Raw genomic sequence first — 26,723 nt, forward strand, 5'->3', positions numbered from 1 at the left:
AATGATCAAACCGGCATGAGAAGCACGACCTGGAGGGGCTGAAGCATCCACAGGGGGCTCGTGCGTTCCCTGCTCGCCCCGTGGAATTCAAGCGGGGACAGTCCGTCCGGACCACCGGCAGAGAAAGGGCCCCGCCGCGAAACGCGACGGGGCCCTTTCCGAGAGGCGTCAGACGCCCAGATCACCACCGAGGTAGGCGGCCCGCACCTGCGGGTCGTCCAGTAACTCGGAACCGCGGGCGCTCTTGACCACTCGACCGGTCTCCAGCACGTACGCGCGGTCGGAGAGCTTCAGCGCCTGCTGCGCGTTCTGCTCCACCAGCAGGACCGTGGTCCCGCGCTTGTTGATCTCGCGGATGATGTCGAAGATCTGCGCGATCAGCATCGGCGCCAGGCCCATGGACGGCTCGTCGAGCAGCAGCACCTTGGGTTTGGTCATCAGCGCGCGGCCGATGGCGATCATCTGCTGCTCGCCACCGGACATCGTGCCGCCGAACTGGGTTTTGCGCTCGTTCAGCCGCGGGAACAGCTCGTAGACTTCGTCGAGGTCGGCCTTCAGGTCGTCCTTGCGGGTGTAGGCACCCATCAGGAGGTTCTCCTGCACCGTCATCCCGGGGAACACGCCCCGGCCTTCCGGTGACTGGCCGATCCCGAGCTCGACCCGTTTGTGGCCGGGCGTCTTCGAGATGTCCTTGCCGTCGAAGAGGATCCGGCCGCTGGTCAGCGGACGCAGCCCCGAGATCGTCTTCAGCGTCGTGGTCTTGCCGGCACCGTTGGCCCCGATGAGCGAAACGATCTCGCCCTCGTCGACCTCGATGGTCATACCCTTGAGCGCGGCGATCTTCCCGTAGTGGACGTTGATGTCCTGAACCTCAAGAAGCATCTTCCGCCACCCCCAGGTAAGCCTCGATCACCTTTTGGTTGTTCTGCACCTCGTGGGGGAGCCCTTCTGCGATCTTCTGGCCGAAGTCGAGCACGGCCAGCCGGTCGGCGATCTGCATGACCAGGCCCATGTCGTGCTCGATGAGCAGCACGGTGCGGCCGTCGTCACGGATCTTGCGGATCAGTTGCTGCAGCGAGTTCTTCTCCGCCGGGTTCATCCCGGCGGCGGGCTCGTCGAGCAGCAACAGCTTCGGGTCGGTCGCGAGCGCACGCGCGATCTCCAGACGGCGCTGGTCGCCGTAGGAGAGGTTCTTCGCGGTGTTGTGCTCGACCCGGCCGATGCCGACGAAGTCCAGCAGTTCCCTCGCCAGCTCGCGGCCCCGCTTCTCTTCCTTGCGGTGCACGGGCAGGCCCAGCGTCGCCGAGATCGCACCGGTCTTGTGGTGCGAGTCCGCACCGACCATCACGTTCTCGAGCGCCGACATGTTGTGGAACAGCCGGATGTTCTGGAACGTCCGGGCGATCCCGGCCTGGTTGATCTTGAACCGCTTCATCCCGTCGACCCGGGTGTCGCCGAAGCGCACCTGGCCTTCGGTCGGCCGGTAGACGCCGGTGATCACGTTGAAGACCGTGGTCTTGCCCGCGCCGTTCGGGCCGATCAGGGCGAAGATCTCACCCTGGTTGATGGCGAGGTCGACTTCCTTCAAGGCCGTGACGCCGCCGAAGCGCATCGTCACGTTGTCGAATTCGAGCAGTGCGCTCATTTCGTCACCTCCGCCGAAGCCTCGGAATCCGGACCCGCGACCTCGGCGCCCATGGCACCCATCCCGCCCGTTCCTTCGTGTAGTTCCGCCTTCCGCTGCCGCGACGGCAGCAGGCCCTCCGGCCGCAGCGCCATCATCAGCACCAGCACCCCACCGAAGATCAGGATGCGGTACTCGGACAGGAACCGGAACCGCTCCGGAAGCCAGGCGACCAGGAACGCGCCGAGCATGACACCGGGCAGGTTGCCCGCGCCACCGAGCACCACGGCCGCGAGGATGGTCGCGGACAGGATGAACGGGAAGTTGTTCGGCTCGATGAAGACGGCCTTGCTGGCGTAGACCACACCGGCCATACCGCCGAGCATGGCGCCGATGGCGAACGCCAGCAGCTTGAACTTGAACGTCGGGACGCCCATCAGCTCGGCGGCGTCCTCGTCCTCGCGGATGGCCGCCCACGCCCGGCCGACCCGGCTCTTGTGCAGCCGCACGGAGAAGACGATCGCGATCACGATCGCCGCGACGATCAGGTAGTAGTACGGCGCCGGGTCGAGCAGGAACTCGGTCCCGAACATGGGTTCCGGGTGCGGGATGTTGGTGATACCGCGGGCGCCGCCGATGGAGTCGGTGTTCGTCGCGGTGATCCGGACGATCTCACCGAAGCCGAGGGTCACGATGGCCAGATAGTCACCGCGCAGCCGGAGCGTCGGAGCGCCGAGGATCACCCCCGACATCGCCGCCAGGAAGATGCCGAGCACGAGCGTGCCCCAGAACCCCCAGCCGTGCAGGGTGCCCATCACGGCGAGCGTGTACGCGCCGATCGCGAAGAACGCGACGAACCCGAGGTCGAGCATGCCCGCGTGACCGACCACGATGTTCAAGCCGATCGCCAGCAGGATGTACACCCCGACCGGGAAGATCAGGACCGTGGTCCAGTCCGATTCCGGGGACATGAACGAGCCGATCGCGGGCGCGGGAAGGATCAGCGCGCCGATGATCAGGGCTAGGTACACGCCATAACGCTGCCAATGCGGGGCGCGTGCCCACCAATCCCGCATGCCGTCCACGGGGTGAAAGCCGGCGCGCCCGGCCTTGCCGTTCTCTGGGGACTTTTCAGCCACTTCTTCGTTGCCCTTCATGCGCGTGCCCGCTGCAGCGATTCACCGAGGATGCCGGTGGGTCGGAACATCAGGACCAGCACCAGTACCACGAAGGCGGTGACGTCCTTCCAAGCCGAACCGAAGAAGATGGAACTCCAGTTCTCCACCAGGCCGAGCACGATGCCACCGAGCAGAGCGCCGCGCAGGTTGCCGATACCTCCCAGCACGGCCGCGGTGAACGCCTTGATACCGAGGAGGAAGCCGATGCGGTAATCGGTGTTCTCGTACTCCATGACGTACAGCGCCGCCGCGACGCCGGCCATCGCGCCACCGAGCAGGAACGTGAGGCGCACGATCTTGTCGATGCTGACGCCCATCAGCACGGCGGCTTCGGGATCCTGTGCGGTGGCACGGATACCGCGGCCGATGCGAGTACGGCTGACCAGCTGGTCGAGGACGACCATCATGATCACGGCGCCGACGACGACGAAGACGTGGTCCGTGCGCACGACCCCGTTGCCGATGTGGAAAAGCTCCTCGTGCGGGATGAACCGCGGCGCGTTCTGTTGCACACGACCGGATTTGTCGGTGATCCATTCGATGATCTCGAGGCCGAACAGCTCCTGGAGGAACAGCGAGGCGCCGATGGCGGAGATCAGGGCGGCGAGCCGGGTCGCGCCCTTCTTGCGGAGCGGCCGGTAGGCCACTTGTTCCAGCAGGACCGCCGCACCACCGGATACGGCGGCCGAAGCGATGATGATCAACAGCAGTACGGCGATCATCCCGAACACGCCGAGCGTGATCGGGGCGGTGCCACCCGCGATGGTGATCAGGACGAACAGGGACGTGACCGTCCCGATCATGAAGATTTCGGAATGCGCGAAGTTGATGAGCCGGAGCACGCCGTAGACCATTGTGTAGCCGAGGGCGATGAGGGCGTAGATGCTTCCGGCGACCAGTCCGCCGATGGTGCTACCGAGGAACTGGGCTTGCAGATCTTGAAGCATGACGTGGATGCCTTACGGGACGGGGCGAGGATTTCTTTCGCCACATTTGCGGGAAGCGGGGGTGCTGTGATCGCACAGCGCCCCCGCTTCCGTTAGGTGTTCCTATCTGCTCCGTCAGCCGTTGAGCTTGGCTTCGGTCGAGACGCCGAGGTTCTTCAGGACACCACCGGTGACCTGGTAGATGTTGATCGCTTCCGTCGACGGTTCGCCGTTCTCCTTGAACTTGATCTGCTTCGAGGCACCCTTGAAGTCGATCGTCTTGAGGGCCTCGTTGATCTTCTCCGAGGTGTTGGCGCCGGACTTGACCGCGTTGATGATGGCGGTCGCGGCGTCGTAACCCTCGCTCGAGTAGATCGCCGGATCGACGTTGAACGCGGCCTTGTACTTGGTGCTGAACTCGTCGGTGGAGCCGGCGTCCGGGATGTTGCACGGGCAGCCGACGACGGCCTTCTCGGCGGCCGCGGCACCCGCACCGCTGACCAGCTGGGCGTCGAGCGAACCGTCACCGGTGGCGAAGGTGGCGGTCACGCCGCCGTCACGCAGCTGCTTGAGCAGACGGCCACCCTGGGCGTAGTAGCCACCGAAGAGGATGATGTCCGGGTTCGCGGCCTTGACCTTCTGGACGGTCGAGGAGTAGTCCGACGCGTCCTTGGCGAACTTGTCGCGCTCGCTCGGGACGTTCTTCTCCTTCAAGGTCTTCTCGAAGTTGTCGGCCAGGCCGACGCTGTATTCCTGGTCGTCCGAGATGATGTAGGCCTTCTTGGGCGACTTCGCCGTGACGAGGAAGTTGGCGATCGCCGGTCCCTGGCTGGCGTCGCTCGCGACGACGCGGTGCCAGTACTTCCATCCGTTCGAGGAGAGGCCCGCGTTGGTGGCCGAGGGCGAGACACTCGGGATCTTGTTCTGCTCCAGCTGACCACCGATGGCCTTCGACTCACCGGAGAACGCCGGGCCGATCAGCGCGGTGATCTTGTCCTGGCCGACGGCGGTCGCGATCAGCGACGTCGCCTGCTCGGGCTTGCCCTGGCTGTCGTATTCCTTGAGCTCCAGCTTGATCGCCGGGTTCGTCTTGTTGTACTCGTCGATAGCGAGCTTGGCGCCGTTGCGGGGCGGGATCACGATCCCGGAGTTCTCACCGGTGAGGTCACCCATGAACCCGATCTTCAGCGTGTTGCTGTCACCGCTGCCGGACGAGCTGCTGCCGCCTGCGCAGCCCGCCAGCGCCAGCGACGCAGCCGCCGCGACGGCGAAAACCCGTCCAAAACGCACTCCTGACACCGACTACCTCCCATGACCAACCAGCCGCCGGTAGGCGTTGCCCCCGACACAGGGGCTAGGTTAGGGCAGGAAGATATCCCTCTCCGCCATGATCTGGACAGACGCCCATCACTCTGTGTCCACATCGTGACGGTCGAAACCAGAATGAATCGCACGAAAAGGCGAACGTTGCCGATTGGCGAGTCTTGGCTGGTCACGCTGGGGATTCACCGCTACCACGTCGATCATGCTCGTGGGTAATGATCATGTTTCGGGCGCGTATCTCGCGCCTTCCCGCAGTCCGAAAGGTGACCGTTCGTCGTAGCGATATTGCCCCAAAGGGCGTCAACGGTGCCTCTCTTCTCCGGTGCCGTGACAACCGATGGTTGTCGTCGTGGTCCGAACGGCTGTTGGATCTGGGCCCTGACCTCCCGATTGACTGTGGCCATGACGATGAGTACCGAAGCGATCGAAGGCGTGGCAGCAGGGGTTCCGTTCGTGGCGGTGCCGCCGTCGGACCGGAAACGTCCGGCGCCGCTGGTGCTGACCTGGCATCTGCTGGGCGCGCCGTTCAGCGAGGCGGCCATGGCGGCGGCGCTGCCGATGCGGGGGCTGCACGCGTGGCGGGTGCACCTCGGGTTGCCGCTGACCGGTAAACGGTTTCCCGAGGGTGGTTTCGAGGGCTTCTTCCGGCTCGCGAGCGAAGACAACGTGCTCAACGTCGTCGAACCGCTGACCAGGCAGGTCGAGGCGGAGTTCCCGGCCGCGGTGGCGGAACTGCGCTCCCGCCTGTCCATTGAGGACGGACCGGTCGGGCTGGCAGGCGGTTCGCAGGGCGGCGCGGTGGCGTTGCAGATGCTGACCCACCCGGAGATCCCGGTGGCGGCGGCCGCGCTGGTGAACCCGGTGACGCAGCTGGCGCCGGTGATCGCGGCGAACGAGCGGGTCTACGACGTCACCTATCACTGGTCGGACCGGTCCCGCGCGGTCGCCGACGAGTACGACTACGTGCGGCGGGCGGACGAGCTGACCGCGCCGGTCCTGCTCGTCATCGGCGAGGAGGACGACGTGTCGATCACGGAACCGGCCGAAGTCCTGCACAAGGCGTTGGGGGAGGGGCGATCCGAGCTCGTCACCATCCCGGGGATGGCGCACGAATTCGCCGAGGCGCCCGGCCTCGAACCGGCTCCGCAGACGGAGCACGCGAAGCTGGTCGACGCCGAGCTCACGCGCTGGTTCGCCCGGCACCTCGGGCGCGAAGCCCATCGAACAGGCTTATGAAGCACGCCCTAGCTGTCTGAGGTCGTCGTCCGGCAGCCAGGAGCGCGCGGGATCGTAGGTGCACCAACCTTCTTCGTGGCTGGTCCGGCCGGCGAGCGCCAGCAGGCGCCGCACGGCCGGGCCTTCGCCGCGCCGCCACACCACCGACCACGGGAACAGCGGCGAAGGCTCGAACGGCAGGACCCGCAGATTGAGGTCGGAGGCGAGGTCCATGTCGGCGCCGGCGAGGGTGACCCGCTGCTTCCCGTAGCGAGTCTGTTCCAGAGTGTGCCTGAGGTCGTAACTGACCCCGGAGTCGTCGATCGGGACGTCGAATTCTTTGCATAGGCGTTGCAAATAAGAAAGCCATTCGATGGGGCCGCCCAATTGCGGAATCCAGATGCCCTCGCTCCGGAGATCGGACAATTTCAGGACATCGAGGGCGTCACTGCCGGCGAGCGGGTGTTCCGGTGCGAGAAGGGCGACCAGTGGCTCCAGCCGGACCAGCCGGTGTTCGAGTTCCGCGGGCACTTCGCGGCCGAGGTCCGCGACGCGGCCGAACGCGAGGTCGATCTCGCCGCGGACCAGGGGGTCGAGGGCGTTGGCCAGCCCGCGTCCGGCGACGCGCTCGACCGCCAGCGCCGGGTCCCGCTGGGCGATGCGGCGCAGCATGTACATGGGGGACAGGCGCGGATCGATGACGTCGAGACGGGGCGGGCGGTCGTGCAGGCCCATCGCGGCGACCGCGGCGTCGGCCGCGCGGATCAGCTCGCGCGCGTGCGGGAGGAACCGGTCGCCCTCGGCGGTCAGCTCGACGGACCGGTTGGTGCGGCGGAAGAGCTGGACCGACAGGGCGTCCTCGAGCTTCCGGACGCGTTTCGACAGCGCCTGCTGGGTGAGGAACAGGGATTCCGCCGCGCGACCGAAATGGCCGTGGTCGGCGGTGGCGACGAACGCGCGCACCTGGGCCGTGTCGAGATCCACGTCCCTGAAGGTACGTGAAGGCCCCCTTGCCTACCCTCAAGGTAGTGAAGGAGGCCTTCACGGACTCACCTGCCCGGCGGCCGCTCCCGCACCACGCACGTCAGCCGCGCCGTGCACGACCGGCGCCCCTGGTCGTCGGTCAGCACGATCTCGGCCGTCACGGTGCCGCGCCCGACGTGCACCGGCGTCGCGACACCGGTCACCCGCCCGGACCGGACCGCCCGGTGGTGCGTGCACGAGAGTTCGAGCCCCATGGTCGCCTTGTCGGTGCCGGCGTTGAGCGCGCAGACCATCGAACCGAGCGCCTCGGCGACGACGGCGTTCGCGCCGCCGTGGAGGAGGCCGTAGGGCTGGAGGTTGCCCTCTACCGGGATGCTGCCCACGACGCGTTCGGGGCCGAATTCGCTGATCTCGAGCCCGAGCTTGTCGTTGAGCTGCTGTCCGGCGAAGGCCGGGTCGATCCCGGCGAAGGATTCGAGGGCTTGGTCGGTCACGCAGAGCTCCTTAACATTCGTGAACCCGCGACCGCGTCGACTGGGCACATGTCATCGAGTTTTTCTCACGTCCTGCCTCCGGCCTGGCGAGCTTCCTGCGCCAAGGGGTCTGAGCAGCTCCGCCGACAGGCCGCAACAGACACGACGGGCAGGACTGTCAGACCCTCACCCTAGACTCGCTCCCGTGAGCCCGAGTGAGAACACGACCGTTGCCAACGCCACACCCGCCACCGCACAGGCCGAGCGGCCCAAACTGCTGCTGATCGACGGCCATTCGATGGCGTATCGCGCGTTCTTCGCGCTGCCCGCGGAGAACTTCAAGACGAAGACCGGGCAGACGACGAACGCGGTATTCGGGTTCACCTCGATGCTCATCAACCTGCTGCGCGACGAGGCGCCGACCCACCTCGCGGTGGCGTTCGACCTCTCCCGCAAGACGTTCCGGTCGGAGACGTACGCGGAGTACAAGGCCAACCGCAGCACCACCCCGGACGAGTTCAAGGGCCAGGTCGGGCTGGTCGAGGACGTGCTGAAGGTCCTCGGCATCCCGGCGCTGACCAAGGAGAACTACGAAGCCGACGACATCATCGCCACGCTCACGACACAGGCGACCGCCGAAGGTTTCGACGTCCTCATCTGTACGGGTGACCGTGACGCGCTCCAGCTGGTGACCGACCAGGTCACCGTGCTGTACCCGAAGCGCGGCGTGTCGGAGATGACCCGCTTCACCCCGGAGGCGGTCGAGGAGAAGTACGGCCTCACCCCGGCGCAGTACCCGGACTTCGCCGCGCTGCGTGGCGACCCCTCGGACAACCTGCCCAGCATCCCGGGCGTCGGTGAGAAGACGGCCGCGAAGTGGATCAGGCAGTTCGGCTCGTTCAACGAGCTGGTCGACCGCGTCGACGAGGTCAAGGGCAAGGTCGGCGACGCGCTGCGCGAGCACCTCGGCGCCGTCATGCTGAACCGCCAGCTCACCGAGCTGATCCGCGACGTCGAGCTGGAGCTCGGCCCCACGATGCTCGAGCTGCGCCCGTGGGACCGCGAGGCCGTCCACGCGCTGTTCGACGAGCTGGAGTTCCGCGTCCTGCGAGACCGGCTCTTCGCCACCCTGCAGAGTGCCGAGCCCGAGGCCGAGGAGGGTTTCGAGGTCAGCGGTTCGAAGCTCGCGCCGGGCGCGCTCGCGGAATGGCTGTCCGCGCACACCGGCCAGGACCAGCCCGTCGGCCTGGCGTTCCGCACCACCGGGGCGTCGGTCCGCTCCGACCTGAAGGCCATCACGTTCGCGGCCGCGGACGGCGAGGGCGCGTATGTCGACGTCACCGCGATGGACGCCGAGGACGACAAGGCGCTCACGGCCTGGCTCGCCGACGAGAAGATCCAGAAGATCGGCCACGAGCTCAAGGTCCCGCTGCACGCCGTCCGGGCGCGCGGCTGGACGTTCGCCGGGCTCGTCATGGACACCGCGCTCGCGGCGTACCTGGTCCGCCCGGGGCAGCGCACTTTCGAACTCGACGACCTGGCCCTGCGGTACCTGCACCGCGAGCTGCGGTCCGAGGCCGACACCGGGGACGGGCAGCTTTCGCTGCTCGACGGCGGCGCCGAGGACATGGAGCAGAAGGAGATCCAGGCCGAGCTGGTCAAGGCCCGCGCGGTCTTCGAGCTCGCCGGCGCGCTGACCAAGGAGCTCGAAGAACTGGGCGGCGCGCAGCTGCTCGCCGAGCTCGAACTGCCGCTGCTGCAGGTGATCACCGGCCTCGAGGCGGCGGGGATCGCGGTCGACATCGAGCACCTGACCAACCTGGAAGCGCACTACCTCGGCCGGGTGACACAGGCCGCGGAGGAGGCGTACGCGGTCATCGGCAAGCAGGTCAACCTCGGTTCGCCGAAGCAGCTGCAGGTCATCCTGTTCGACGAGCTCGGCATGCCGAAGACCAAGCGCACCAAGACCGGCTACACCACCGATGCCGAGGCGCTGCAGAGCCTGTTCGAGAAGACCGAGCACCCGTTCCTGCAGCATCTGCTGGAGCACCGGGACGCGACCAGGCTGCGCACCACGGTCGAGGGCCTGATCAAGTCGGTCGCCGACGACGGCCGTATCCACACCACGCTGCTGCAGACGATCGCCGCCACCGGACGGCTCTCCTCCGTCGACCCGAACCTGCAGAACATCCCGATCCGCACCGAGGAAGGCCGCCGCATCCGTGACGCCTTCGTCGTCGGTGACGGGTACGCCGAGCTGATGACGGCGGACTACAGCCAGATCGAAATGCGGATCATGGCGCACCTCTCGCAGGACGAAGGGCTGATCCAGGCCTTCAACAGCGGCGAGGATCTGCACACTTTCGTGGCGTCGCGGGCGTTCTCGCTGCCGCCGGAGGAGATCACGCCGGAACTGCGTTTCCGGGTGAAGGCGATGTCGTACGGCTTGGCGTACGGGCTTTCGGCGTACGGGCTTTCGCAGCAGCTGCGGATCTCGACCGAAGAGGCCAAGGAACAGATGGAGGCGTACTTCTCCCGTTTCGGCGGCGTGCGCGACTACCTCCATTCGGTCGTGGGCGACGCGGCGAAGGTCGGTTACACCGAGACGATCTTCGGCCGCCGCCGGTATCTGCCGGACCTCAACAGCGACAACCGGCAGCGCCGCGAAATGGCCGAGCGGATGGCGCTCAACGCCCCCATCCAGGGCAGCGCGGCCGACATCATCAAGGTCGCCATGCTCAACGTGCACAAGGCGCTGACCGAGGCGAAGCTGAAGAGCCGCGTGCTGCTGCAGGTCCACGACGAGCTCGTCCTCGAGGTCGCCGAAGGTGAGCGCGAGCAGCTGGAACCGTTGGTGCGCCAGGGAATGGGCTCCGCTTACGAACTGGCGGTCCCGCTGGAGGTCTCGGTCGGATACGGCCGGTCCTGGAACGACGCCGCGCATTAGGCCTCGTGAGTGGTAATGACGGTTAGAACCGTCATTACCACTCACGATCGGTAGGGTCTTTCGCGTGACTTCCGAGCGCAGACGCTGGCGGGTGCGGCTGCGCGATCATCGTGGGCGGATCCTGGGCGCCGGGACCATGCTCGACGGCGAACATCTCCTCACCTGCGCTCACGTGATCGAAGGCCACGACGACGTCGCCGTGGATTTCGTGGCGCTTCCCGGCGTGGAGCCGGGAATCGCCACGGTTCTCGCGCGGGCGGCGCCGATCGGCGACGACGGCGGGGACGTCGCGTTGCTCCGGTTGCGTGACGCCGAGGAACAGATCTCCGGTGCCCCGCTCCACCGGGCGGCTCTCGAAGACGGGCAGCGAGTCCGCGCGTACGGCTTCCCGGCCGGTTCGGACGGCATGTGGTCGCTGGCGACCGTCGTCGGCGATGGCGGTCACGGGCTCGAACGCGTCCAGTTGCACCGGACACCGGACGCCGAGCCGATCACCCACGGCTTCAGCGGTTCCGCGGTGATCGCCGAGAAGACCGGGCACGTCGTCGGCATGGTCGCGACCCGGTACGCGACGGAGGCCGCCCGTGTCTCGTGGATGATCCCGGTCGAGACCATGCTCGGGTACCTGCCGGCCCTGCGCCGCTGGGCCGAAGGCAGCCCCGCGATCGACCCCGGCTTCGTGCACTACCCGGAACCGCCCGCGATCGATCCGTTGTTCGCCCGCGAATTCGCCCGGTGGCTCGGCGGGCACGGCCGGGCGGACGTCCGGGTGATCATCATGGGCGAACACGATTCCGCCGTCGCCGCCTCGCTGCGGCGCGCCGTCGTCCTCGCCGATCGCGAACGCGGTGCGGGCCGGAGCGTGACCGGGCCGACGGTGCCGCCGTTGGGCAGTGTCGTGCTCGCCGTCGACGCGGTCGGCAAGACCGCCGACGAGGTCCGCCGCCGGATCTCCGACCGGCTCGACGTCGCCGTGGATTCGCCCGCCGGCCGTCACGGGTCCGCCCGTACCGTCGTCGTCTCCGGGATCGACGAAGCGGCCGAGCCCGACGCGCTCGTCGGCGAGGTGCTCGTGCCGCTGGCCCAGCGCGCGCACGAACTCGGGCTGCGGCTCGCGCTGGCCTTCCGCGAGGAGACCTCACCGGGGGTGAGCGTGGTCCGGTCGAGCACGGACTTCCTGCCCGCCGAGGAGAACGACACCGAAGGCCGCCTCGCCCAGCTGGAAACCCGGTTGGGTGAACTCGATGTCCTGGAGAAGGACAATCTGAGCGACGCGCCCCGGTTCTCCGACGTGCCGCACGTCCATGCCAAGACGCGACGGCTGAGAGGCGCGTTGACGCAACTGCGTTCGGCGGAGAAGGACGGCGACACCGAGTGGGTGCGACGGCAGCTTCCGGTCTGCGAGCGAGCCGTGGCCAAAACCGTCGAGCGTGCCCGCGACCTCCGTCGCCTCCTCGACGAGAACCTCGCGCGGCGCGCGGAACTGCGCGCCCGGCTCGACGCGTATGGGGAGATGGCCCGTAACAGCGGCCTCGTCGAAGACGTCGAACTGGATGCCGCCTACGCACCCGCCTGGCGGATGCTCTTCGAAGGACCGTGTGACCTCGTGGCCGCGGCGGCGGCCGTCGAGCGGTACGCGGACACCGTACGGAAACGGATCGACGGATGACGGCCTGCGGACACGACGGCTGCCCGGGTGTGCTCGGCAAGACCGGGTTCTGCAAGATCTGCGGATTGCCGCCGGGGACACCGGAAGAGCCCGCACCGCGGGAGGAACCGACGCTGGTGATCCCCGGCCCCGGCGAGGCGCCGACCAGGATCACCAGCACGGTGGTCACCCGTTCCCAGCAGATCGCGGGCCACGCGAGCGCGGACGACCGGGTCCCGCTGCCGGTCGTCGAGCTCCCGGACGTCGCGGGCCGCCTGCTCACCGAGCCGCATGTCCCGGAGGAGGACCGGTTCTGCGGCAAGCACGGGTGCACCGCCACCCCGGTCGGCCGTTCGATCGGCGGCGGACCCGCGCCCACCGAGGGGTTCTGCCCGGTCTGCCGGACGCCGTTCTCCTTCTCGCCCAAGCTCGCGGCGGGCGACGTGGTCGACGGCCGGTACCACGTGCTCGGCTGTGTCGCGCGCGGTGGACTCGGGTTCGTCTACCTGGCGACGGATTCCGGCCTCGGCGACCGGTACGTCGCGCTCAAGGGCCTGATCAACACGAACGACACCGCCGCCGTCCGGATCGCGGAGACCGAAAGCCAGGTGCTCACCGCGCTGGACCATCCCAACGTCGTCCGGATCCTCGACGTGGTCGGCCACGAGGACCTCCGCTACATCGTCATGGAGTTCGTCGACGGGCTTTCCCTGCGCGAGGTCAAGAACCGCGGCCGGGCCGCGCTGGACTCCAGCGAAGGACGGCTGCTCGTCGAGCACGTCGTGGCGTACGGGCGCGAGATCCTGACCGCGCTCGACTACCTGCACGGTGAAGGCCTGCTGTACTGCGACATGAAGCCGGACAACGTGATCCACGGCGAGAAGCGGATCAAGCTGATCGATTTCGGCGCCATCCGCAAGATCACCGACGACGAAAGCCCGATCGTCGGCACCGAGCACTATCAGGTGTCCCCGCGGGAACGGGCGGAACACGGGCTCACCGTCCGGTCCGACATCCACACCGTCGGCGTGACGCTGCGGGAACTCTTCCAGGCCAGCGACGGCTGGTCGGTCACCACCGACGCGCGTGGCGTCCGGTTCGGCATCGAATCGTTCCTCCGGGTCCTCGACCGCGCGACCGCCCCGTTCGAGCAACGGTTCGCGACCGCGCGCGAGATGCTGGTCCAGCTCGACGGCGTGCTCGGCGAAATCCTTTCTTTGCGGGACAAGCAATCCAGGCCCGCCGGATCGACGTTGTTCGCCGAAGGGGCCGTCCTGCTCGACGCGGGTCTCGGCCAGGCGCCGCCGTTGGAGCACTGGACGCGCGGGACACCCGTCTCGCTCGGCGCGCGCCCGTCCGCCGCGGAGATCGCCGTCGGTCTCCCGGTACCGCGCGAGGATCCGGACGACCCGCGGGCGAACTTCCTTCGCGCCGTCCGGGCGCCCGATGCCGCGCGACTGCTGAAGAAACTCGACAAGGTGCCGGGTTCGGTCGAAGTCGAGTTCCGCCGGTGCCGGGCGCGGCTGGAACTCGGGGCGACCGTCGAAGGCGCGCTGGCGGTGGCGGAGGCCGAACGGCTGCTCGGCGAGCGCGCCGCCCACGACTGGCGAGTGGCGTGGCATCGGGGTCTGCTCGCGCTCGGCGCGGGCGATTTCGCCGCGGCCAAGGAGAAGTTCACCGCCGTATACCGCGACATCCCCGGCGAGGAGCCGCCGAAACTCGCGCTGGGGCTCTGCGAGGAGCATCTCAACGGCGCGGCCGCCGCCGAGCGGTATTACGACGCCTTATGGGTGCGGGACCGGTCGCAGGTCAGCGCGGCGTTCGGGCTCGCGCGGGTCCGGCTGCTGCGCGGCAACCGCGCCGCCGCCGTCGAAATCCTCGACCAGGTCCCGGAATTCTCGCGTTACGACGAGGCGGCGCGGATCGCCGGGGTACGGGTGCTGTCCGCGCCGATGCCGGGTACCGGTGACCTCCCGGCGTCGGCCGAACTCGACGACGCCGTGATCCGGCTGGCCGCTCTGGACCTCGACGGCGACTCCCTCGACCGGCTGGTGACGGCCGTGCGCGAGACGGGACTGGCCGCCGTGCTCCTCGGACAGGACGGGATCACCGACGGCGAGATTCTGCGCGCGGGCGAAACGGGCGCCCGCACGGTGCTGGACAAGGCGTATCGGCGGCTCGCCCACCACGCGCCTGCTCCGGAAGCGCACGACGTGCTGATCGATCTCGCCAACTCGGTAAGACCGGTGACCTTGGTGTGAAGGGGGAGCGATGAGCGGGGAACCGAGTCTGGGGCTCGAGGTGCACCAGAACAAGTTCCTGGCCGAGGGGGACCGGGCGATGACCGCGATCGTCCGGGTCGTCTCCCGCGGCGGTGAGGCGGTCGTGGCCGCGACGGCCGCCGAAGTCCTGATGATCGACTGCTCCAGTTCGATGCGTTTCCCCAGCACCAAGATCGGCGAAGCCCGGCGGGCGGCAGCGGCGGCCATCGACGTCCTGCCCGACGGCGTGCGATTCGCCGTCGTCCAGGGCACCGATCGCGCGAAGATGATCTACCCGGCCGAGGACGGCCTGGTGACGGCCTCCGCGGCCACCCGGGCGGAGGCACGTGCCGCCGTCGAACACCTCGCGGCCGTCGGTGGCACCGCGATGGGTGCCTGGCTCGCCAAGGCACGCGACCTCTTCGAACTCGTGCCCGGCGCCGTCCGCCACGCGATCCTGCTCACCGACGGCCGCAACGATTCGCAGACCAGGGCCGATCTGATGAGCGTGCTGAACAGCTGCGAGGGCCGGTTCGTCTGCGACGCCAGGGGGATCGGCGACGGCTGGGAGCCCGCCGAACTCACCCAGATCGGCCGGGTGCTGCGCGGGAACGTCGACTCGGTCGTCGATGACGACGAACTCGCCGAGGATTTCCGGCGGCTGGTCGAAAGTGCGATGACGAAGGTGCTGCCCGAGGTCCGCCTGCGCGTCGGCACCATGCCGTTCAGCAGGCTGCGGTCGATCAAGCAGGTCTTTCCCGACGAGTACGACCTCACCGACCGGTGCCAGGAGGTCGCCGTCCGCGAGCTGGAGCTGTCGCTCGGTTCGTTCGCGAGCGACGAGACGCGGGATTACCAGCTGATCCTGGATCTCGATCCGGACCTCGAACCCAGGCACGGGCAGGACCGCCAGCTGGCGTGGACGGAACTCGTTCCCGTGCCCGGAGCCACGGTCGAGGAGGACGCGCTGGCCATCGCGGGGAGGTGGACCCGCGACCCTGTCCCGCCGACGCTGATTCACCCGATGATTTCGAAGTACACCGCCCAGGCCGCTCTCGGCGAGACGCTGACCTCGGGCGGCGACGCCTACGCGGCGGGAGACCGGGCCGGCGCCGAACGGGACTGGGGCCGAGCGGTCGCCTTGGCCACCTCCGCGGGTGACGAGGAGACGCTGAGCCGTCTCTCCGGGGTGGTGGAGATCGTCGACGCGGAGAAAGGGATCGTGCGCCTGCGCCCGGACGCGACGCGCAGTCACGCGTTGCACGTCGTCATCCCGTCGAGGGTTTCGGAAATCGCTCGTCCGCAGGAAGATCGGCCGATGCCCGGAGGAACACCGCTCGCCTGTGCCGCCTGCCCCGCGCTTTCGCCCGCCGGGGCGAACTTCTGCGTCGGCTGCGGTAGACCGTTCGGCGAGGCGGTTTCGTGACGGCCACCCGGGTGCGGCTGGTCCGGCTCCGCACCGGACTGCTGGCGCTCACCCTCGCGGTACTGGTGGTGTCGCTGTGGGCGTTCCAGAACGTCCAGAACACGGCGGAGACCGTCCGCGACCGCACCGCGCAAGCGGTACTCGAAGTGACCGCCGCCCGGGCCGCGCTGGTGGCCGCCGACGCCGCGGCGATCGCGAGTTTCGCCTCCGGCGAGGCGAGGCTCGCCGGACCGGGGCAGGAATATTCGAACCAGCTGGCGCTGGCGAGCCAAAGTCTCGCGAGGGTCGCGGAGTTCAACCAGGCGGGCGAGGAAGGCGGTAACGCGCTTCAGGTGATCGAAAGCCAGGTCGCGGCCTACTCGGGTTCCATCGGGCAGGCCGACGTGCACTTCCGTCAGCCGGACGCGGCTGTGCTGGGCGCGGTCGACCTCTGGCACGCCTCGCGGTTGCTGCACGCTCCGGGCGGTGTCCTGGAGGAGCTTGATCTGTTGCAGGGCAGGCAACGCGAGGCACTCAACCGGCAGCTGGCGTCCACCGGGATGAGCCTCGCGATGCTCCCGCTGTGGCTTCTGCCGGTGCTCGCGCTGCTCGTCCTGCTGGTCTTCACCCAGCTGTATCTGAGGAAACGGTTCCGCCGCGTGGCGAACCTCCCGCTGCTCGCGGCGACCGTGCTGATCGCCGCCATCGGGGTCGCCCTGGTGTTCACCCTGGTCAGCCGTGACCGGCTGGACTCGGTCGGGGAGCGGCTCGACGGCGTCGCCGCCGCGCGGGCCGCGCAGATCCAGGCGGCCGACGACGAAGGCCAGCGGCGGCTCGCCGAGCTGCTGGCCGGGTACTGCGACGAGGAGCAGGGATGCGGTGTGACCCTCGACGGCTTCCGGGAGCGGGTTCGGCAGGCCTCCGCGCCGTCGACCGACAACACGCGGGTGGCCACGGCGGGCGCGAGGGCGGTGGCGGCCGACGCCTCCGCCGCGGCCGAATCCGGCGGGCGGGAATTCCTGATCCCGGCGGGCACCCTGCTCGCGGGCGGGCTCGTCCTGCTCGGCCTGCACGCCAGGATCGACGAATACCGGTACCGCCCGTGAAACGCCTGCTGGCCTTGGTGATGGCGCTGTCGCTGGTCGCGGGCGGCTGTTCGGCGTCGGCGGACAACGGGCCCGTCGTCGTCCTCGCGTCCTGGACCGGAGAGGAGGAGAGGGCGTTCCGCCAGGTACTGGACGCTTTCAAGGCCGACACCGGGATCGACTACCTCTACGAGGGCACCCGTGCCGTCGATCAGGTGCTCGCTTCGGACGTCCAGCGCGGCACGCCGCCGGACGTCGCGGTTCTGCCCAACGCCGGGGTGCTGGCGAAGTACCAGAAGTCGGGTGACCTGCTGCCGCTCGGCGAAGACCTCTCCGCCGCGGTGACCCGGTCGTTCAGCCCGCAATGGGTCACGCTGCAGCAGATCGGCACCGAGAAGGTGTACGCGGTCGCCGTGAAGGCCGATCTGAAGAGCCTGATCTGGTACAACCCGGCGCGGCTGACCGGGATCCGTCCCACGACGTTCGCCGGGCTCCGTGCGTACTCCGCCGGGCTGGCGGCCGCCGGGGGCACGCCCTGGTGCGTCGGGATGGGTGCCCCGCCCGCCTCGGGCTGGCCGGGAACCGACTGGATCGAGGACATCCTGTTGCACTCGGCGGGCCCCGGCAAGTACTGGCAGTGGGCGGCAGGCGGCCTCGAATGGACGTCGCCCGAGGTCAAACAGGCCTGGCTGGACTGGGGTTCCTTGCTCGAGCCCGCCGCGATCCGCGGCGGTACCGCGGCCGCCCTGCTGACCGACTTCGGCGACGCGGGCAAGCCGATGTTCACCGATCCGCCCGGCTGCGCGCTCGAACATCAGGCGTCGTTCATCATGAGCCGGTACCAGAACTTCCCGCGACCGGACGGGACGTTCCCCAAGCCCGGCACCGATTTCGATTTCCTCACCTTCCCGGGTCGGGACGTCTCCGAGGTCGCCGCCGACCTCGCCGGGATGTTCCAGGACACCCCCGGTGCACGGAAGCTGATCGCATTCCTCGCTTCGGAGAAGGCACAGCGGATCTGGCCGTCGATACCGCGCGCGAACGCCTTCTCCGCCAACCGGAAGCTCGGCCTCGACGTCTATCCGGACCAGGTCAGCCGCCGGGTCGCCGACACGATCACCACGGCGTCCGCGCTGTGCTTCGACGCGTCGGACCTGATGCCCGCGACGATGACCGGCGCGTTCCACCGTGCGGTCCTGGAGTACCTGAGCAACCGGGACCGCCTGGAGATCCTGCTGAAACAACTCGACGACGTCCGGAAGAGCATCCAGCCCGGCGAATGGCTGAAAATCCACTGTGGACAGTGAGGAGCATCGGTGAACGACCTGGCGCGGTTCCCCCTCGAAGGCGGCGGTTCGGTGGTCGTCGAGATCGACCCGGTCCCCGGCACCGCCCGGGTCTCCCGGCGTGACGACCTGGTCGACGACGCCGAACGATCCTTCGAAGCGGCGCTCGCGAACGTCAAGGACGCGGCCGTGGCGGCGCTGGACACCTTCCGGTCGATGACCAGGGGGCCGGACGAGGTCGAGCTCAAGTTCGGCGTCAAGCTGACCGCGCAGGCGGGCGCGGTCATCGCGAAAACGGGCCTGGAGGGGAACTTCGAGGTCAAGCTGAAGTGGACCAGGGAGACCGAAGCCTGAACCCGGATCACGCGTGCTCGAAGCCGTAACTCACGTGATCAGAGCCGTAACTCGCGTGCTTGAAGCCGTAACACGTCCCCACCGTGTCTTCCGGCTCCGATCACGCGAGTTACGAGTCCAAGCACGCGAGTTACGCCTTCGATCACGCGAGTTACGGCTAACGCCCGAGGCCCCGGATCAGCACCATCACCGATTCCCGCACATCGGCCCGCGTCCGCTTCGGCTGGAACACCTGCCAGTCGAGGGCGACCACCAGCATCGTGCCGAACAACCCGGCCGCCGCCGTCGGGATCTGGACGCCGTCGGGCAGCCGCCCGGCGGCGTCCAGCCGGTGGAGCTGTTCGCGCACGATCGAGATGATCTCCTCGCGCAGCAGCGTCAGCGTTTCGTGCCAGGTGCCGGGCGTGCGCCACATCTCGCTCACCAGGATCTGCGAGAAACCGGGGTATTCGGCGATGAACTCCAGCGCACCGTCCACTTGCGACTCGATGACGTCCATCGGGTCGCCGTCGCCGGTGGCCGCGCGCAGCCGGTCCGCGAGCACGCCGACGCCGTAGCGCAGCAGCGCGTCGACAAGACCGTCCTTGCTGCCGAAGTTGTAGTAGACGGTGCCCTTCGCGACCTTCGCCTCGGCCGCGATGTCGTCCACCGTCAGCCCGACGAGGCCGCGGCTGGCGGACAGCCGCAGCGTCGCCTCGAACAGCTTCTGCTTCGTCGCCTCACCCCGGGGACTCACAACGCCAGCTCGGGTTTCAGTGCCGAAACCGTCCAGGTGCGCCGTTTCCGCGCCGCCAACGTCGAGACCAGGATCCCGCCGACGAGATACGCGACCAGGACGCCGATGTCACCGAGGATCTCCATCGAGGCGCCACTGTAGAGCAGGTGCCGGAATCCGTCGATCGCGTACCCCATCGGCAGCACGATGTGCAACGGGTACAACGCGTCCGGGATGGTCTGCCAGGGGAACGTGCCGCCCGCGCTGACCAGTTGCAGAACCAGCAACACCAGGCCGAGGAACTTCCCGACGGCGCCGAAGAACGCGTTGAGCGCGTGCACCACGGACGTGAAGGTCAGCGACACCAGTACGGCGAATCCGATCGCGCCGAGCGGATGCGCGACGTCGATGCCGACCAGCCAGGTCACCGCGCCGAACAGCACGATCACCTGCGCGATCCCGAGCAGCGCCGAGGACAGCCAGCCGCCGAGCGCGACCTTGAACGGCGACGCGCCCGCGGTCAGCGCGCGAGTCGACAGCGGACGCAGCAACAGGAACAGCACGAACGCGCCGATCCAGGTCGCGAGTGAGATGAAGAACGGGGCGAGACCCGCGCCGTAGGTCCCGGCCGAGGCGACGCCCGAGGAGCTGACCGCCACCGGGTCGGCGATGGTGTTGGCGGTCGCCGCGCGGGTGGGGTCGTCCGGGTTCGGGATCTCCTTGAGGCCGGCGGCGAGCCCGTCGCGCAGTTGCACCGCGCCGTCGGCGAGCTGGTTCGTGCCGGTGACCGCGGACTTCTCGCCGTCGTTCAGCTTCGCGGCGCCGTCACGGATCTGGTTCGACGCGTCGGCGGCCTGCGCGATGCCGCTGGTGAGCTGCGGCGTGGCCGAGGCCAGCTGATGCGCGCCGTCGGAAACCTGCCGCGCGCCGGACGCGAGCTGGGTGAGCTGGCTGTTCGCGCCCTGGATCTTCGTGTTCGCCTGGTCGACCGGTGACCGGAGGGTGTCGAGGCGGCTCAGGATCTCCTGTACCTTCGCCTCGGGGGCGCCGAGGTCGCGCAGGTCCTGCGCGAGCTGGGTGCGGTAACCGTCGAGTTTGGCCTGGATGTCCCCGGAGGCCGTCGCCGCGAGCGAGGCGGCGTCGGCGACCTTCTGGTTCCCGTCGGCGACCTTACCGGCGCCGTCGGCGAGCTTCTGCGTCTGCGCGGGGAGCTCGGCGGTACTGGATTTCAGGGTGCCGAGCCCGGTCGCCAGCTGGGAGCTGCCGGAGGCGAGCTGGGAGGCGCCGTCGGCCAGTTGCTGCTGTCCCGACTTGAGCTTGACCGCGCCGTCGGCGAGCCGCGAAGCACCGTTCGAGGCTTCCTGGATCTTGCCGTAGATCGTGGAGAAACCGACCAGGAACTTGTCCGCGGCCTCGCTGCCGACCTTCTCCGCGATCGTCTTGCGAACCTGTTCGGCCACCTGTTTCGCGATGGTCCCGGACAGATAGTTGTTCGCGTCGTTCGTGGTCAGCGTGATCGTCGCCTGCTGGGGCTGGAAGTTGCCCGACGACAGCAGCGCGGTGGAGAAGTCGCGCGGGATGCCGATCGCGAACGAGTACTTGTCGTCACGAACGCCCTTCGCGGCCTCCTCCGGCGACACCTCGTGCCACTGGAAGGTGCCGGACTTGACCAGTTCGTCGGTGACCTCGCGGCCGACGTTGCGTTCCGCGCCGGCCGAGTCCTTCGCGCCGGTGTCGGCGGTGAAGACGGCGGCGGGCAGCTTGTCCAGGCGCGAGTACGGGTCGTAGTTCGCGTAGAGGTAGAAGGACGCGTAGAGCAGCGGCACCAGGACGAGCGCGGCCATGGCGAGCTTCGGCAGGGTGCCGCTGCTCAGCCGGCGCAGCTCGTTGGCGGCGATCCGGACGGGGTTCATTCCTGGTCTCCTGAGGTCTTTTCGATCTCCGCGGTTTCGGCGGGCTCGGGCTCGACGGGCGCGCAGCGCACCGGGTCGGGCTGGTCGAGGGCGCCGCAGCGGGCGGGTTTCTCCGGCAGGGCCGAAACCGGGGTGGTGGCGGTCAGCACGATGACGGCGAGGCCGCGCTCGGCGTGCTCGCGGGCGAGCTTCGCCCAGCTGTCGACGTCGCTGGTGTGCCGGTCCGGGGTGTCGAGCACGAGGACGCCGACCCCCTTGCGGTCCGCGGCGAGGGCGGTGAGCAGCCGCGTCCGCGTCACCGGTTCGAGGTTTTCGAAGCGGGTGGTGGCGAAAGCGGCGGCGTCGTGCTCGGCCAGCCAGCTCGCGACGGCGGCCTTGTTCGCCGGGCGCTTCGCCAGTTCGAGTTCCTCGCCGACGACGACCTGCAGCGACAACGCGCCGTCCGGCTCGCTCACGCCGGGGGAGTCGACGATCGCCACGACCTTCCGCGGATCGCCGCCCTCGACCGTGACCGTCCCGGTGGCGGGCTTCAGCCTGCCTGCCAGCGCCAGCCCGAAGGCGGTGACGCCGACCCCTGGCTCGCCGTGCACGATCGCCAGCTCACCGCCCGAAACGGTGAGCGAAGTAGGCGACAGCAACGTGCCGTGGGGTCCGGTCACGGACACCCTGTCGGCTTGAACCCGCACGAAGAACTCCCAGGTCGGTGACACGGAACTTAAACTGACTGGTCAGTTCAAAAGTTAGCCCTGACCTGGGAGGCGCACAACCGTGAGGGGCCCACGTCACACGCAAGAGTGACGAAACCCCCGCAAACCGGACGGGCTAACGCAGGGCCGAAGCCGGATGGACCTCCCAGGACGTCCACAGTGGACGATAACCCTGGCGGTGCCAGAACACCGAAGAGAGCGGGTTGGTCGGGTTGTAGTAGAGGTACGTGCCGTCCGCGCCGCCCGCGGCGAACTCTTCGTGCACCGCCGCCATCAGTGTGCGGCCGAGGCCGCTCCCGCGCAGGGCGGGCACGGTGACGACGTTGTTGACGTACCCCCAGTGGCCGTGGGGGAGGAGTTCGGCCTCGGCCGACCCCGGTGACGAGGTGATCCAGGCGCCGTGCGCGAACGCGGCGATCACGCCGTCCCGTTCGGCCAGCCACAGCAGCGGGGCGTCCTTGTCGAGGGCGAGTTCCAGTGCCGGGGCGAGCAGTTCGGCGGCGTTCGGGCGGTACCGGGTGGCGACCTGGCCGATGTAGTCGTGCGTCGACACGGCCAGCCCGAGCAGGGTGTCGAAATCTTCGTGCCGGGCACGGCGGACGGTCACGCCGACGGCGCCCGGATCGTCGTGACGGCGCCCGGTGCGCACGGCCAGCGCGGACATCGGCACCAGCCCGTGGTCGAGGAAGGCGCGGATCGCCTCGGCGTCCCGGCTCGGCCAGTTGATCACGCAGGCCGAATCCTCGCCGGGCGCTTCGGCGTCGATCCGCGTCCGCCACGCGCGCAGCAGCACGTCCATGCCCTCGGTGCCGGTGTCCCCGACGAACGGGAACAGCTGCCGCGCGTCGGCGGCCGACCAGAGCAGGGTGACGTCGTCCGGACCGTGCAGCTGACGTTGCACCACCCCGGTGACCTGGACGCCCGCCGCCGTGGCGGCGTCCACGCGTTCGCCGCCGACCGGGGGCGGCGCGGCATCGGGCAGGAGCCGGTCGATCGCCGCGAACCGGGCGCGGTGCGCGTCGAACAACGCCTTCTCGATTTCCATCCCGTCCCCAGGGTCGACCGCTACCGCAGGGCGGAGGCGGGGCAGACGGCCCACGTCGTCCACAGTGGACGATAACCCTGCCGGTGCCAGAACACCGGGGAGAGCGGATTGGCCGGATTGTACGAGACGAAGGTACCGCGCAGTGACGGCGAGAACAGCTCGTCGTGCGCGACGGCGGTCAGCGCGCGCCCGATCCCGCGTCCCCGCGCGGCGGCGGTCACCGCGAGCGTTCCGACATAGCCCCATTCGCCCGCGGGCAGCCGCCCGGCGAGCGCGTCTCCGGGGATCGGGGAGCGCCTGCCGCCGCTCACCATCCCCACCGTGACGCCTTCCTCCTCGGCGATCCAGACACGGCCGCCGAACTGCAGGCCGCGCCGGACCTCCTCCGCGAGCAGGGCCTCGGCCCCCGGCCGGACGACACCGTGACCGACCAGCGAGGTGTAGCGGAGTTCTTCGAAGCGCAGACCGACGATCTCTTCCAGGTCGCCATGGCCCGACGCCCGGATGGTCACGCCGGGGACGGAATACGCCTCGCCCGCCGCGGGCGCCCGGACGGCCAGCGCGAGTTGCGGTGCGAGCCCGTGGTCGAGCAATGCCCGCGACACCGCGACGTCACGGCTGGGCCAGGTGAGGGTGCACGACGAATCGGGTTCGGCGTCGGCGAGCGCGATCCGCTCGCGCCAGGCGGAGAGCAGGGCGCTCATCCCCGCTCCGGCGTCGAGCGGGAGGACCGCGGAGAGGATCTGCAGATGTGCCGGGCTCCAGAGCCGTTGCCAGGCCCCCGCCGCGAATCGCACGTGCGCGATCGTCCCGAAGGCGCCGCCCGCCTCGACGGGTTCTCCGGCCGGGAGCGGAGGCGGCGCCGGGAGCGACGGATCGAGCGCGGCGAACCGCGCCCGCTGCCGCTCCGCCGCCGGGGTCATCCCCGCTGGGTGCAGAAGATCGCCGTGCCGGGGAAGAGCTTGCCGCGCAACGGGCTCCACTGCCCCCACGTGCGGGAGTGGCCCTCCGGCCAGGCGGGCTCGATGAGGTCGGTCAGCGCGAACCCGGAGTCGGCGAGCGCGCGGACGTAGTCGCCGAGGGTGCGGTGGTACTCGACGTAGGTCGCGACGCCCGCTTCGTCGACCTCGACGTAGGGCGTGCGATCGAAATACGGCTGGGTGACGGTGAGACCCTGCGGACCGGGATCGTCCGGGAAGATCCAGCGCATCGGATGGGTCACCGAGAACACCCAGCGGGCTCCCGGCCGGAGCACCCGGTGCACTTCGGCGAACACGATGTCCACCGACGCCACGAACGGCACCGCGCCGAAGGCCGAGCAGGCCGCGTCGAAGCTCGCGTCGGCGAACGGGAGGGATTCCGCCGTCGCCTGCACGAGCGGGACGGGGGTGCCGGTCCGTTCGTTGCCCTCCCTCGCGTGCCGGAGCATGCCCCCGGACAGGTCGGTCGCCACCGCGTCGGCGCCCTGCGCGGCGAGCCAGCGCGAGCACGCCGCCTGTCCGCAGCCGACCTCGAGGATCCGCTTGCCGCCGACTTCACCCAGAAGCGCGACGTCGGCCTCCCGGACACCCTCCGGGCACCAGACGAAGTCCGCGTCGCCGAGGAAGCCACCGTGGGTGGCCTGGTAGTCGTCGGCGTCGGCGTCCCACCAAGCCAGGTTCGCGGCGGTGGCCTCCGGCGCCGAGACCGCCCGGTAGGCGACCCCCGCGGTGCCGAGCCGCTCCTCGGCCTCTGCGTGCCGTTCGGGCTCGGTGACGGACTGCTGGCTCAAACCGATATCCTTTCCCCAGGTCAGGGCTGCGCGGGACAGTTTATCCGCCCGCCGTGATCGTGGGGGCGACCCTGATTGTGCCGTGTACAGGGGGCCGCGTAGGATATCTGTTAGCGCAGTGGGTTCGCGCTACTCTTTCCCCCGGTTCGCTCAGCGTCCGGGTCAGGGGGTCGCGTACCGGATGCGGTGATGCTCGCGGTCGTTCCCTGTGGACGTTTGCTTATGTGGTCGCCTCATGCCGGAAGAGCCCATGGTGCCCTAACTGCAAACCCACTACTTCCCATCCACCGGAGCAACCCGCCTAATGACGACCGACACCGCCACCGCCCCGACCGCCCCCGCCGGGCCCCAGCAAGTCGCTATCAACGACATCGGGTCGGAGGAAGACTTCCTCGCTGCGATCGACAAGACGATCAAGTACTTCAACGATGGCGACATCGTCGAAGGAACCATCGTCAAGGTCGACCGTGACGAGGTCCTGCTCGACATCGGCTACAAGACCGAGGGTGTCATCCCCTCGCGCGAGCTCTCCATCAAGCACGATGTCGACCCGGCTGAGGTTGTCACCGTCGGCGATGAGGTCGAAGCCCTGGTCCTCCAGAAGGAGGACAAGGAAGGCCGTCTGATCCTGTCCAAGAAGCGTGCGCAGTACGAGCGCGCCTGGGGCACGATCGAGGAGCTCAAGGAGAAGGACGAGCCCGTCAAGGGCACCGTCATCGAGGTCGTCAAGGGCGGCCTCATCCTGGACATCGGCCTGCGCGGCTTCCTGCCGGCGTCGCTGGTCGAGATGCGCCGCGTGCGCGACCTGCAGCCGTACGTCGGCCGCGAGCTCGAGGCGAAGATCATCGAGCTGGACAAGAACCGCAACAACGTGGTCCTGTCCCGCCGCGCCTACCTGGAGCAGACCCAGTCCGAGGTGCGCAGCGAGTTCCTCAACGCGCTCGCCAAGGGCCAGGTCCGCAAGGGCGTCGTGTCGTCCATCGTCAACTTCGGTGCCTTCGTGGACCTGGGTGGCGTCGACGGCCTGGTGCACGTCTCCGAGCTGTCCTGGAAGCACATCGACCACCCGTCCGAGGTCGTCGAGGTCGGCCAGGAGGTCACGGTCGAGGTTCTGGACGTCGACATGGACCGCGAGCGCGTCTCGCTGTCGCTGAAGGCGACCCAGGAAGACCCGTGGCGTCAGTTCGCCCGCACCCACGCGATCGGCCAGATCGTGCCGGGCAAGGTCACCAAGCTCGTCCCGTTCGGTGCGTTCGTGCGCGTCGAGGAGGGCATCGAGGGCCTGGTGCACATCTCCGAGCTGGCCGAGCGCCACGTGGAGATCCCGGAGCAGGTCGTCCAGGTCAACGGCGACGTGATGGTCAAGGTCATCGACATCGACCTCGAGCGTCGTCGCATCTCGCTGTCGCTGAAGCAGGCGAACGAGGGTGTCACGCCGGAGACCGAGTTCGACCCGACCCAGTACGGCATGGCCGCCGAGTACGACGCCGAGGGCAACTACATCTACCCCGAAGGCTTCGACCCGGACACCCAGGAGTGGCAGGAAGGCTTCGACAAGCAGCGTGAGGAGTGGGAGCGTCAGTACGCCGAGGCTCACACCCGCTACGAGGCTCACATGAAGCAGGTCCAGAAGGCCGCCGAGGCCGACGCCGAGGCCGCCGCGGACGCCGCGACCGGTGTCACCTCCAGCGACTCGGGCGAGCAGAGCTACACCTCCGCTCCGGCCGAGGCCAAGAGCGGTGGCACGCTCGCCAGCGACGAGCAGCTCGCGGCTCTCCGCGAGAAGCTGTCGGGCGGCGCGTGATCCAGGCGCTCAGCCACTAGCTGACAGAGAGCGGCCCCGGTCCACACGGACCGGGGCCG

At 68.8% G+C, this 26,723-nt stretch carries 22 protein-coding genes; 9 read left to right on the plus strand and 13 right to left on the minus strand.

Features of this window, described 5'->3' with window-relative positions; genetic code table 11:
- Positions 1-168: 168 nt before the first annotated feature.
- The 5 genes from CVV72_RS02595 to CVV72_RS02615 all read right to left on the minus strand — a co-directional run bounded on the left by CVV72_RS02595 (position 169) and on the right by CVV72_RS02615 (position 5,018).
- On the minus strand, positions 169-882 hold the full coding sequence (locus CVV72_RS02595) for an ABC transporter ATP-binding protein (protein WP_219150865.1): 714 nt from the start codon (positions 880-882) through the stop codon (positions 169-171).
- Entirely contained in the window at positions 872-1,645 is a 774-nt protein-coding gene (locus tag CVV72_RS02600; protein ID WP_219150866.1) for an ABC transporter ATP-binding protein, read from the minus strand. The genes CVV72_RS02595 and CVV72_RS02600 overlap by 11 nt, the downstream gene beginning before the upstream one ends.
- On the minus strand, positions 1,642-2,781 hold the full coding sequence (locus tag CVV72_RS02605) for a branched-chain amino acid ABC transporter permease (protein ID WP_219150867.1): 1,140 nt from the start codon (positions 2,779-2,781) through the stop codon (positions 1,642-1,644). Before CVV72_RS02605 ends, CVV72_RS02600 begins: the two co-directional genes overlap by 4 nt.
- Positions 2,778-3,749 carry a branched-chain amino acid ABC transporter permease gene (locus CVV72_RS02610; protein WP_034315979.1) on the minus strand — a complete coding sequence of 324 codons (972 nt, stop codon included), beginning with the start codon at positions 3,747-3,749 and terminating at the stop codon, positions 2,778-2,780. The genes CVV72_RS02605 and CVV72_RS02610 overlap by 4 nt, the downstream gene beginning before the upstream one ends.
- A gap of 114 nt (positions 3,750-3,863) precedes the next feature.
- Positions 3,864-5,018 (minus strand): branched-chain amino acid ABC transporter substrate-binding protein, encoded by a 1,155-nt coding sequence (locus CVV72_RS02615; RefSeq protein ID WP_219150868.1) that lies wholly within the window; start codon positions 5,016-5,018, stop codon positions 3,864-3,866.
- Between the two features lie 435 nt (positions 5,019-5,453).
- Here CVV72_RS02615 and CVV72_RS02620 point away from each other — a divergent pair, with 435 nt between their 5' ends.
- A complete protein-coding gene (locus tag CVV72_RS02620) occupies positions 5,454-6,287 on the plus strand; it encodes a S9 family peptidase (RefSeq protein ID WP_219150869.1) in 834 nt (277 codons plus the stop codon).
- Here CVV72_RS02620 and CVV72_RS02625 read toward each other — a convergent pair.
- Both CVV72_RS02625 and CVV72_RS02630 read right to left on the minus strand, forming a co-directional pair.
- Complete coding sequence (locus CVV72_RS02625) at positions 6,282-7,250, minus strand: LysR family transcriptional regulator (protein WP_219150870.1); 969 nt, start codon at positions 7,248-7,250, stop codon at positions 6,282-6,284. The two genes, CVV72_RS02620 and CVV72_RS02625, sit on opposite strands and share 6 nt — an antisense overlap.
- 65 nt (positions 7,251-7,315) lie before the next feature.
- Positions 7,316-7,744: a PaaI family thioesterase gene (locus CVV72_RS02630; protein WP_219150871.1), complete on the minus strand. Its 429-nt coding sequence runs from the start codon at positions 7,742-7,744 to the stop codon at positions 7,316-7,318.
- Positions 7,745-7,928: 184 nt separating this feature from the next.
- On the opposite strand from CVV72_RS02630, the gene polA reads away from it, so the two are divergent.
- The 7 genes from polA (at position 7,929) to CVV72_RS02665 (ending at position 18,709) form a co-directional block, all read left to right on the plus strand.
- Complete coding sequence (gene polA, locus CVV72_RS02635; protein WP_219150872.1) at positions 7,929-10,670, plus strand: DNA polymerase I; 2,742 nt, start codon at positions 7,929-7,931, stop codon at positions 10,668-10,670.
- A gap of 64 nt (positions 10,671-10,734) precedes the next feature.
- Positions 10,735-12,339: a serine protease gene (locus CVV72_RS02640; RefSeq protein WP_255632477.1), complete on the plus strand. Its 1,605-nt coding sequence runs from the start codon at positions 10,735-10,737 to the stop codon at positions 12,337-12,339.
- Positions 12,336-14,579, plus strand: coding sequence for a serine/threonine-protein kinase (locus tag CVV72_RS02645; protein WP_219150873.1), 2,244 nt, complete (start codon positions 12,336-12,338; stop codon positions 14,577-14,579). Before CVV72_RS02640 ends, CVV72_RS02645 begins: the two co-directional genes overlap by 4 nt.
- 10 nt (positions 14,580-14,589) lie before the next feature.
- Complete coding sequence (locus CVV72_RS02650) at positions 14,590-16,005, plus strand: VWA domain-containing protein (protein ID WP_219150874.1); 1,416 nt, start codon at positions 14,590-14,592, stop codon at positions 16,003-16,005.
- Positions 16,002-17,090 (plus strand): hypothetical protein, encoded by a 1,089-nt coding sequence (locus CVV72_RS02655; RefSeq protein ID WP_219150875.1) that lies wholly within the window; start codon positions 16,002-16,004, stop codon positions 17,088-17,090. The genes CVV72_RS02650 and CVV72_RS02655 overlap by 4 nt, the downstream gene beginning before the upstream one ends.
- Positions 17,087-18,376 (plus strand): ABC transporter substrate-binding protein, encoded by a 1,290-nt coding sequence (locus CVV72_RS02660; RefSeq protein WP_219150876.1) that lies wholly within the window; start codon positions 17,087-17,089, stop codon positions 18,374-18,376. The genes CVV72_RS02655 and CVV72_RS02660 overlap by 4 nt, the downstream gene beginning before the upstream one ends.
- A 9-nt stretch (positions 18,377-18,385) precedes the next feature.
- Positions 18,386-18,709, plus strand: coding sequence for a CU044_2847 family protein (locus CVV72_RS02665; protein WP_219150877.1), 324 nt, complete (start codon positions 18,386-18,388; stop codon positions 18,707-18,709).
- Positions 18,710-18,866: 157 nt separating this feature from the next.
- On the opposite strand, the gene CVV72_RS02670 is transcribed toward CVV72_RS02665, so the two are convergent.
- From CVV72_RS02670 to CVV72_RS02695, 6 genes are all read right to left on the minus strand, one after another.
- Positions 18,867-19,445, minus strand: coding sequence for a TetR/AcrR family transcriptional regulator (locus CVV72_RS02670; protein WP_034315955.1), 579 nt, complete (start codon positions 19,443-19,445; stop codon positions 18,867-18,869).
- Positions 19,442-21,337: a YhgE/Pip domain-containing protein gene (locus CVV72_RS02675; protein ID WP_219150878.1), complete on the minus strand. Its 1,896-nt coding sequence runs from the start codon at positions 21,335-21,337 to the stop codon at positions 19,442-19,444. The genes CVV72_RS02670 and CVV72_RS02675 overlap by 4 nt, the downstream gene beginning before the upstream one ends.
- On the minus strand, positions 21,334-22,023 hold the full coding sequence (locus CVV72_RS02680) for an ABC transporter ATP-binding protein (protein ID WP_219153783.1): 690 nt from the start codon (positions 22,021-22,023) through the stop codon (positions 21,334-21,336). Before CVV72_RS02680 ends, CVV72_RS02675 begins: the two co-directional genes overlap by 4 nt.
- A 136-nt stretch (positions 22,024-22,159) precedes the next feature.
- Positions 22,160-23,089, minus strand: a complete 930-nt coding sequence (locus tag CVV72_RS02685; protein WP_219150879.1) for a GNAT family N-acetyltransferase — start codon at positions 23,087-23,089, stop codon at positions 22,160-22,162.
- Positions 23,090-23,109: 20 nt separating this feature from the next.
- On the minus strand, positions 23,110-24,012 hold the full coding sequence (locus tag CVV72_RS02690; protein ID WP_219150880.1) for a GNAT family N-acetyltransferase: 903 nt from the start codon (positions 24,010-24,012) through the stop codon (positions 23,110-23,112).
- On the minus strand, positions 24,009-24,860 hold the full coding sequence (locus tag CVV72_RS02695) for a class I SAM-dependent methyltransferase (protein WP_219150881.1): 852 nt from the start codon (positions 24,858-24,860) through the stop codon (positions 24,009-24,011). Before CVV72_RS02695 ends, CVV72_RS02690 begins: the two co-directional genes overlap by 4 nt.
- A gap of 304 nt (positions 24,861-25,164) precedes the next feature.
- On the opposite strand from CVV72_RS02695, the gene rpsA reads away from it, so the two are divergent.
- Complete coding sequence (gene rpsA / locus CVV72_RS02700) at positions 25,165-26,664, plus strand: 30S ribosomal protein S1 (RefSeq protein ID WP_192741575.1); 1,500 nt, start codon at positions 25,165-25,167, stop codon at positions 26,662-26,664.
- Positions 26,665-26,723: the final 59 nt, after the last annotated feature.

The organism is Amycolatopsis sp. TNS106 (assembly GCF_019330265.1).
Lineage (GTDB): Bacteria > Actinomycetota > Actinomycetes > Mycobacteriales > Pseudonocardiaceae > Amycolatopsis > Amycolatopsis lurida.

Coding starts and splice junctions, on each gene's coding strand:
- CVV72_RS02595 (WP_219150865.1), bottom strand. CDS start 882: ATGCTTCTTGAGGTTCAGGACATCAACGTCCACTACGGGAAGATCGCC.
- CVV72_RS02600 (WP_219150866.1), bottom strand. CDS start 1,645: ATGAGCGCACTGCTCGAATTCGACAACGTGACGATGCGCTTCGGCGGC.
- CVV72_RS02605 (WP_219150867.1), bottom strand. CDS start 2,781: ATGAAGGGCAACGAAGAAGTGGCTGAAAAGTCCCCAGAGAACGGCAAG.
- CVV72_RS02610 (WP_034315979.1), bottom strand. CDS start 3,749: ATGCTTCAAGATCTGCAAGCCCAGTTCCTCGGTAGCACCATCGGCGGA.
- CVV72_RS02620 (WP_219150869.1), top strand. CDS start 5,454: ATGACGATGAGTACCGAAGCGATCGAAGGCGTGGCAGCAGGGGTTCCG.
- CVV72_RS02645 (WP_219150873.1), top strand. CDS start 12,336: ATGACGGCCTGCGGACACGACGGCTGCCCGGGTGTGCTCGGCAAGACC.
- CVV72_RS02650 (WP_219150874.1), top strand. CDS start 14,590: ATGAGCGGGGAACCGAGTCTGGGGCTCGAGGTGCACCAGAACAAGTTC.
- CVV72_RS02675 (WP_219150878.1), bottom strand. CDS start 21,337: ATGAACCCCGTCCGGATCGCCGCCAACGAGCTGCGCCGGCTGAGCAGC.
- CVV72_RS02685 (WP_219150879.1), bottom strand. CDS start 23,089: ATGGAAATCGAGAAGGCGTTGTTCGACGCGCACCGCGCCCGGTTCGCG.
- CVV72_RS02690 (WP_219150880.1), bottom strand. CDS start 24,012: ATGACCCCGGCGGCGGAGCGGCAGCGGGCGCGGTTCGCCGCGCTCGAT.
- rpsA (WP_192741575.1), top strand. CDS start 25,165: ATGACGACCGACACCGCCACCGCCCCGACCGCCCCCGCCGGGCCCCAG.